The following is a 7,220-nucleotide window of genomic DNA, read 5'->3' as shown; positions in this document are numbered from 1 at the left end:
GAAGTCGCAGCAACAACTACGGGAAGCCTCGCAAACTGCGCGAGGCTGATCCGCTCATTCTGTGGCATCAGCGCTCACGACCACTGTCCTTTCATCCTCCGTGGTCGCGCGCAGCGCGGTGTTCGACTCAGGATGACGTCGCCGGGGGACGTAAGTTGTTTGCAGATGGCGATCTACATCTCCGCGGCCAGCAGCCGGTCGGCGGCGCGGAGGCCGGAGATGACGGCACCCTCGACGTTCGGCGCGACGAGGTAGTCGCCGGCGAAGGCGACGCGCGGCTGGTCGGCGTCCGGGCGCTCGGCGCGGAGGCGCGCGAGGTGGTGCAGGTAGCCCGCGCCGAACACCGTCCACCCGTGCTCCCAGCGGTAGACGCGGACGGTGCGGATCATCCGCTCGATGGCGGGGAACGGCTTCGCCAGATCGGGGAGGATGGCGGCGAGCGCCTGCTCCGCAGTGGCGCCCCACAGCGCCGCGCCCGCCTCGGGGAGCGGGAGCGCGACGAGGACGCCCATCCCCGGCGCCACCAGACCGGGGAGCTTGGCCTCCTGCGAGCACACGGCCGCGAGGACCTTCGACTCTCCGCGCGCGAACGACAGCCCGAACCAGCGCGCGCCCACCGGCCGGTCGAGCACCACGGCGATCGTCGCCGTCGGCCGCACGGGGACGGCCCCCAACCAATCGCCCATGCGCGGCATCGAAGCGTGGGCCAGCCCGCGCGCGGCGGGGGCGGGAAGGGCCACGACCGCGGCGTCGAAGCGCTCCGGGTCCCCATCCCCCGAAATCTCCACCCCTGAGCCGTCCGCCGAGACCGCCCGGACCGCGGCGCCGACCCGCACCTCGCCACCCGACTGGCGGACGGACGCCGCCAGCGCGTCGCAAAAGCCGCGGGCACCGCCGCGCAGCGCCAGCACGTCCAGCGACGTCCCCTGCCGCGCCAGCGCGTGGTAGAAGGCGGCGCTCGCCTCGTCCGCACGGGTGCCGTAGAGCGTGCAGAGCATCGGATCGGCGAGAAGATCCACGAAGTCGTGCCCCATCTCCCGCGCGCCCCACGCGGCGATCGACTCGCGGTCCAGCCCGGCGGCCGCCGCCTGCTCCAGCGCGTCCATCCGCAGCGCGTCCCCATGCCGGTGGAGATACGGGAGATAGTGCGTGCCGAGCCTGAACTTGAGGCCGAACGGGATCGCCCCCGAGGCGAGCATGGACGTGGGCGAGCCGTACACCACCTCGTGCGCCGCGCCCCGCCGCCAGAGCGCGTCGCGCCCGCTGGTGCGCTCGCACAGCGCGCCCGCGCCCGCCTCGCGCAACAGGCGCAGGAAGCGGGTGTACACCGAGCCGAACAGCTGCGTGGCCGTGTCGACGCGGCACCCGTCGACCTCGTCGGTGCGCGTGCGCCCGCCCCACGCCGGCGCCGCCTCGAGCACGGTCACGCGGGCGCCGCCGCGCGCCAGCCGGAACGCCGCCGCCAGCCCCGCGGGCCCGCCGCCGACCACGGCCACGCGCATCCCCGCCGCCGCCGACGCGCCGCTCATCGCCCGCGCCCCGGGAACGGACGGTTGCAGCGGACGAACGCCCGATCTAGCTTCTTCCCCATCACCCCATCCCCCTCCGGAGATCCATGAAACGCAGAGACTTCCTTCTGCAGGGCGGCGCCGCCGCGGCGGGCCTGGCCGCGGGGTCGGCGCTGCTGCCGCGCGTGCTGGGCGCCCAGCCGGTGCGCGAGGCGTGGCTGGCCGACCCGGCCACCCGCGAGCTGGCCATGCGCGCCATCGACGCCGCGCGGGCTGCCGGGGCCACGTACGCCGACGTGCGCATCTCGCGCAACCGCCAGCAGTCGCTGGGCACGCGCGAGCGCCAGATCACCTTCTTCAACGACAGCGACACCTACGGCTTCGGCGTGCGCGTGCTGGCCAGCGGCGCGTGGGGCTTCGCCGCCAGCCGCGACGTGAACGCCGAGGAGGTGGTCCGCGTGGCCCGCCAGGCGGTGGCCCAGGCGCGCGCCAACGGCGCGGCGATGAAGCGGCCGATCGAGCTGGCGCCCACCGAGCGCTTCCCCGACGGGAAGTGGAGCGCGCCGGTGCAGATCGACCCGTTCAACGTGCCCATCGAGGAGAAGGTGGACCTGCTGCTGCGCGCCAACGCCGAGGCGCTGAAGGTGCAGGGCGCGCGGTTCGTGCGGTCGTCCATGTTCTTCCTGAAGCAGGAGAAGAGCTTCGCCAGCACCGAGGGCAGCTACCTGGAGCAGACGTACTTCCGCGCCTACCCCAGCATGAACGTGACCGCCGTGGCGCCCGACTTCTCGGACTTCCAGGGGCGCGAGAGCACCGACATCGCCCCGCGCGGGATGGGGTACGAGCACGTCCGCGACGCCCGCCTGGTGGAGAACGCCGGCCGCTGGGCGCAGGAGGCGGTGGCCAAGCTCTCCGCGAAAGCCGTGCAGCCGGGGCGCTACGACCTGGTTCTCCTTCCCACGCATCTCTGGCTCACCATCCACGAGTCCATCGCCCACCCCACCGAGCTGGACCGGATCATGGGGTTCGAGGCGAACTACGCCGGCACCTCGTTCGTCTCGCCGCCCGCCGACTTCCTGGGCAAGTTCCGCTACGGCCCGGAGTTCATGAACATCCAGGGCGAGCGCAGCACCCCGGGCACCCTGTCGGCCACCGGATGGGACGACGAGGGGGTGAAGCCCGACGAGTTCCTGATCGTGAAGAACGGCGTGGTGAACGACCTGCAGACCACGCGCGAGCAGGCGCCGTGGCTGGCCGACTGGTACCGCCAGCAGGGGCGCCCGGTGCGCAGCCACGGCAACTCGTACGCCCAGAGCTGGGCCGACGTGCAGTTCCAGCGCATGCCCAACGTGAACCTCCTTCCCGACCCGGCGAAGGACACCAGCGTGGAGGAGCTGATCGCCGGCGTGAAGGACGGGATCCTGATCGACGGCGACGGGAGCTTCTCGATCGACCAGCAGCGCTACAACGCGCAGTTCGGCGGGCAGGTGTTCAAGGAGATCAAGGACGGGAAGATCACCGGCCCGCTGAAGGACGTGGCCTACCAGATGCGCACCCCCGAGTTCTGGAACTCGATGGATGCCATCGGCGGCCGCGGCACCTACTTCATCGGCGGCTCGTTCTTCGACGGCAAGGGGCAGCCCAGCCAGGTGAACGCCGTCAACCACGGCTCGCCCGCGGCCCGCTTCCGCCGCGTCAACGTCATCAACACCGGACGCAAGGCCTGACATGCCCGCCAAATACATCTCGCGCGACGAGGCCGAGGCCATCGCCCGGCGCACCCTCGCCTTCACCACCGCCGACGACGCGCGGGTGAACCTGCAGAGCGCCACGCACGGCAACACCCGCTTCGCCCGCAACCAGGTGTCCACCGCGGGCGACGCGTACGACGCCACGCTCACCGTCACCACCGCCTTCGGGAAGAAGACGGCGTCGGCGACCACGAACCGCTTCGACGAGGAGTCGCTGCGCAGCGTCGTCCAGACCGCCGAGCGGCTGGCGCGGCTGGTGCCCGAGGACCCCGAGTACCTGGGCGAGCTGGGCGCGCAGCAGTACCCGCGCACCAGCGGCTACTTCGAGAGCACGGCCAACCTCACCCCCGAGCAGCGCGCCGCGGCGGTGAACGCCATCACCCGCCCGGCCGAGGCGCAGGGGCTGATCTCCACCGGCTTCCTGGACATCGTCACCGGCTCCACGGCGGTGGCCACGAAGAAGGGGCTCTTCGCCTACGACACGTCGACCGTCTCCAACCTGACCACCACGGTGCGCACGCCCGACGGCACCGGCTCCGGCTGGGCGGGCGGCGCGGCGAACGACTGGACGCGGATGAACCCCGCGGAGATGGCCGACCGCGCCATCCGCAAGGCGCAGCTCTCGCGCAACCCCAGGGCGGTGGAGCCGGGGAAGTGGACGGTGATTCTGGAGCCCACCGCGGTCGCCAACATCGTGCAGCTGATGGCCGGGTCGATGGACGCGCGACAGGCCGACGAGGGGCGCTCGTTCTTCTCCAAGGCGGGCGGCGGCAACAAGATCGGCGAGAAGTTCCTGGACCAGCGCGTGACCCTGGTCTCCGACCCGGCCAGCGGCATCGCGCCGGTCTCGGCGTTCAGCAACCAGGGGCTGCCCAACCGCCGGATGGTGTGGGTGGAGAACGGCGTGCTGCGCAACCTGCAGTACAGCCGCTTCTGGGCGCAGCGCCAGAACCGCGAGCCCACGGGGTTCGCCGACGGCTTCGAGATGGCCGGCGGGAACAGCACGATCGAGGAGATGATCCGCTCCACCGAGCGCGGGCTGCTGGTCACGCGCTTCTGGTACATCCGCGCCGTGGACCCGCGCACGATCCTGTACACGGGCCTCACGCGCGACGGAACCTTCCTGATCGAGAACGGCCAGATCACCAGCGCCGCCAAGAACCTGCGCTGGAACGAGTCGCCCATCTTCATGCTGAACAACGTGGAGGCGATGAGCGCCCCGGTGCGCGTCTCGGCCAACGAGAGCGGCGACGCCGACGGCCCCGTCGTCGTACCCGCCGTGAAGGCGCACGACTTCACCTTCACCTCGCTGTCGGACGCGGTGTGATCGCCGGCGCGATGGAGAAGTTCTGAGGGAGGGCCGGCGCCGCCGGGGCCCTCACCCGAAAAAATGAGCAGGGGAAGACGGTACGGCTGTCTTCCCCTGCTCACTTTTTCGACCTCTCCCAAACTGCCTGGGAGAGGTAACAGCACAAGATAAACCGCGAGGGATACTTCGGCAGCGGTGAGTTCTCCCCCTCCCCCAGGCAGTTTTTGGGGAAGGGGGCCGGGGGGAGAGGGCCCCAGCGGCGCAGCCGCGATGCCGTTTCCGTTCGCGAGCGCAGATGACGTCGCGATGCCGCCTCAGCCGATGCGCGGCACGAGGAAGATGGCGAGCGCGACCAGGAGCCACACCGCGAGCCCGCCCGCCAGCGCCAGCCGGAAGTCCACGCGCGGCGCGAGCGCCCAGCAGACGGCGAGATACGCGAGGTACGCGGGGATGGTCTTCGCGCCCGCGACGCAGGCTTCGCGCAGCCCCGCCGGGTCGCCGCGCACGCCGACGAGCCAGAGCGAGATCAGCCCCAGGCTGGGGAAGAGCGGGAGGATGCCGGGAAGCACCGTCCCGCGCCTGGCCGACCACGCGATCACCGCCGTCATCACCCCGCCGGCCAGCGCCTTCCAGAAGATGTCCATCGGGCTACTCGGGGTCGCGGTGCACGGTGTCGGGCGAGAAGGCGGGGAGGCACACGGCCACGTACTCCGCGCCGCCGGCTTCGGGCGTGCTGTAGCGGATCCACTCGCCCGCGCGCGTCACCACCGCCTGCCCGGCGCGGACGTCCAGCGCGCCGCCCTCGTGCTCCACCCGCAGCATCCCCGCGAGCACCACGGTGATCTCCTCGAACTCCGGCCGCTGCCCCGGCTCCACCCACCCCTCGGGCGACTTCATCCGCGCGACGCTCACCGCCGAGTGGCCGCTGTTCACGCGTCCGGCGTACTCCTCGATCCGCTTGGGCTTCGTCCCCGCCGCCTCGATGATGGATGGTGCCTCGATCAGCGTCGGCATGGCATTCGGTCTCCGTGAAAAAGTGCGAGAGTGCGAGAGTGCGAGAGTGCGAAAGTAAATGCGAGAGCTCGCGCGGGGGTTGTCCGTCGGGCCCGGTTTGGCGAGCTTTGCGTCCCCCATTTTCCATCATCTCCAGACTCGTGCCGATCTTGAGAACCTCTGTCCTCCTCGCGGCGGCGCTGCTCGCGCTGTCGGCGTCGTCCCTGCGCGCGCAGACTGCCGTCATCACCGGCTTCGACGACCTGGACTGGGGCGCCAGCCGCGACAGCGTGACCACCTACTGGCGCGAGACCCCGGCCGCGGAGCGGCGCGAGCGCGGCGTGTCGTTCCTCACCTTCAAGCCGTGGGAGGGGATGTCGTGGGTCGCCGGCGTGGACGACCGCGACGGGTTCGTGTACCTCGAGGGCACGTCGCTCCCCTTCTCCACGCCCGCTGCCTGCGAGGCCCTGTTCGACCGCTACGTGGCCGGCCTCGTGCGGCGGTTCGCGGGGATCACCCCGATCGGCGGGAAGAGCAACCCGGGCGGCGGCAAGCTGTGCGACAACGTGCGCAGCGGCACGGCGCAGGCCGTCGTGGCGTGGCGCGACCCCGTGAACGGCGCGGCCTCCGCGATCCGCATCAGCGAGGAGGGCCAGGTCATCTGGACGATGGGAACGGCCTCGTTCCAGCGCTGGCGCGCCGCCGGGCGTGATGCCGCGCCGTCCGCCGCGGCCGATCCGTCCGCCGCGGGGACCGCATCGGCGATCGAGGGGTTCGACAGCCGGCTGTTCGATCCGCGCGCGGCCGAGCTCCGCTTCGCCTGGGGCACGCCGCGGGCGGAGATCGAGCGCGCGCTGGGGCGGCCGCTGATGACGGACGAGCGCGACCTGCCCGCCGGCACGGGCGACCTGCTGTACACGGACGACGACGGCCACGGGCTCGCGTTCACCATCGACCCCGCGAAGGGGCTGGTGCGCGGGGTCAGCTCCACCGGGCTGGCCGGAGCGGACGCGCCCTGCGCCGAGGTGTGGGAGCGCCTGCGCGCCCGCATCGCCGCGCGGATGCCGGGCGTCACGCCACGCGGGGGGATGGTGAACCCGCGCGGCGGCGACCTGTGCCAGGCGGTGAAGGAGGGCACCGCGTTCGCCGAGATGGTGTGGACCGCCGCCGATGGCTCCGCGCTCACGCTGCGCATCGGCGAGCGGTCGGGCGGGATCTCCATCATCGCGACGTCGGCCGGGTTCCAGCGCTGGTTCGAGTCCTCGCCGCTGGGGCGCACGCGGGCGGAGCGCATCCGCCGCGCTGCGGGCGGTGCCGCGCGGTGACGCCGCCGCGCGTAACCGGGCCCGGTGCAAGGCCTTGAAGTGGGGAGAGGGGGATTCCGGGGGTTGAAAAATCCCCGAATCCCGCTATCTTACAAGGCTCGCTACGCACCGGTAGCTCAATTGGCAGAGCAGGGGACTCTTAATCCCAAGGTTGAAGGTTCGATTCCTTCCCGGTGCACTGGTCGCTGCCCCTTGGTGTAACTGGCAACACGCCTGACTCTGGATCAGGAGAGTCCTGGTTCGATCCCAGGAGGGGCAATAGCAGGCCCGGCACGCACTTCGGTCGTGCCGGGCCTCGTTCGTTTCCGCCCCTGTAGGCGTTGCGGCCGGGCGA

The 7,220-nt window shown here is 71.6% G+C and carries 6 protein-coding genes and 2 tRNA genes; 5 read left to right on the top strand and 3 right to left on the bottom strand.

The features are described 5' to 3' along the window. Positions 1 to 173: 173 nt before the first annotated feature. Complete coding sequence (locus VLK66_RS06775; protein WP_325308622.1) at positions 174 to 1,529, bottom strand: protoporphyrinogen/coproporphyrinogen oxidase; 1,356 nt, start codon at positions 1,527 to 1,529, stop codon at positions 174 to 176. An 86-nt stretch (positions 1,530 to 1,615) separates the two neighbouring features. On the opposite strand from VLK66_RS06775, the gene VLK66_RS06770 reads away from it, so the two are divergent. Both VLK66_RS06770 and VLK66_RS06765 read left to right on the top strand, forming a co-directional pair. After that, positions 1,616 to 3,235, top strand: a complete 1,620-nt coding sequence (locus tag VLK66_RS06770; RefSeq protein ID WP_325308621.1) for a TldD/PmbA family protein — start codon at positions 1,616 to 1,618, stop codon at positions 3,233 to 3,235. Position 3,236: 1 nt separating this feature from the next. Further along, positions 3,237 to 4,586, top strand: a complete 1,350-nt coding sequence (locus tag VLK66_RS06765) for a TldD/PmbA family protein (protein WP_325308620.1) — start codon at positions 3,237 to 3,239, stop codon at positions 4,584 to 4,586. A 296-nt stretch (positions 4,587 to 4,882) separates the two neighbouring features. On the opposite strand, the gene VLK66_RS06760 is transcribed toward VLK66_RS06765, so the two are convergent. Next, positions 4,883 to 5,212: a GlpM family protein gene (locus VLK66_RS06760; RefSeq protein WP_325308619.1), complete on the bottom strand. Its 330-nt coding sequence runs from the start codon at positions 5,210 to 5,212 to the stop codon at positions 4,883 to 4,885. A 4-nt stretch (positions 5,213 to 5,216) separates the two neighbouring features. Beyond that, a complete protein-coding gene (locus VLK66_RS06755) occupies positions 5,217 to 5,582 on the bottom strand; it encodes a hypothetical protein (protein ID WP_325308618.1) in 366 nt (121 codons plus the stop codon). Between the two features lie 149 nt (positions 5,583 to 5,731). Between VLK66_RS06755 and VLK66_RS06750 the strand changes: the two genes are divergently transcribed. From VLK66_RS06750 to VLK66_RS06740, 3 genes are all read left to right on the top strand, one after another. After that, the gene (locus VLK66_RS06750; RefSeq protein ID WP_325308617.1) at positions 5,732 to 6,886 is read left to right on the top strand and encodes a hypothetical protein; all 1,155 of its coding nucleotides are present in this window, start codon (positions 5,732 to 5,734) and stop codon (positions 6,884 to 6,886) included. Between the two features lie 105 nt (positions 6,887 to 6,991). Continuing rightward, a tRNA-Lys gene (locus tag VLK66_RS06745) sits at positions 6,992 to 7,064 on the top strand. 8 nt (positions 7,065 to 7,072) lie between these two features. After that, positions 7,073 to 7,145, top strand: a tRNA-Gln gene (locus tag VLK66_RS06740). The last annotated feature ends 75 nt before the right edge of the window (positions 7,146 to 7,220 follow it).

This window comes from Longimicrobium sp., from assembly GCF_035474595.1.
Taxonomy (GTDB): domain Bacteria; phylum Gemmatimonadota; class Gemmatimonadetes; order Longimicrobiales; family Longimicrobiaceae; genus Longimicrobium.
This window is presented reverse-complemented; position numbering and strand designations above follow the sequence as displayed.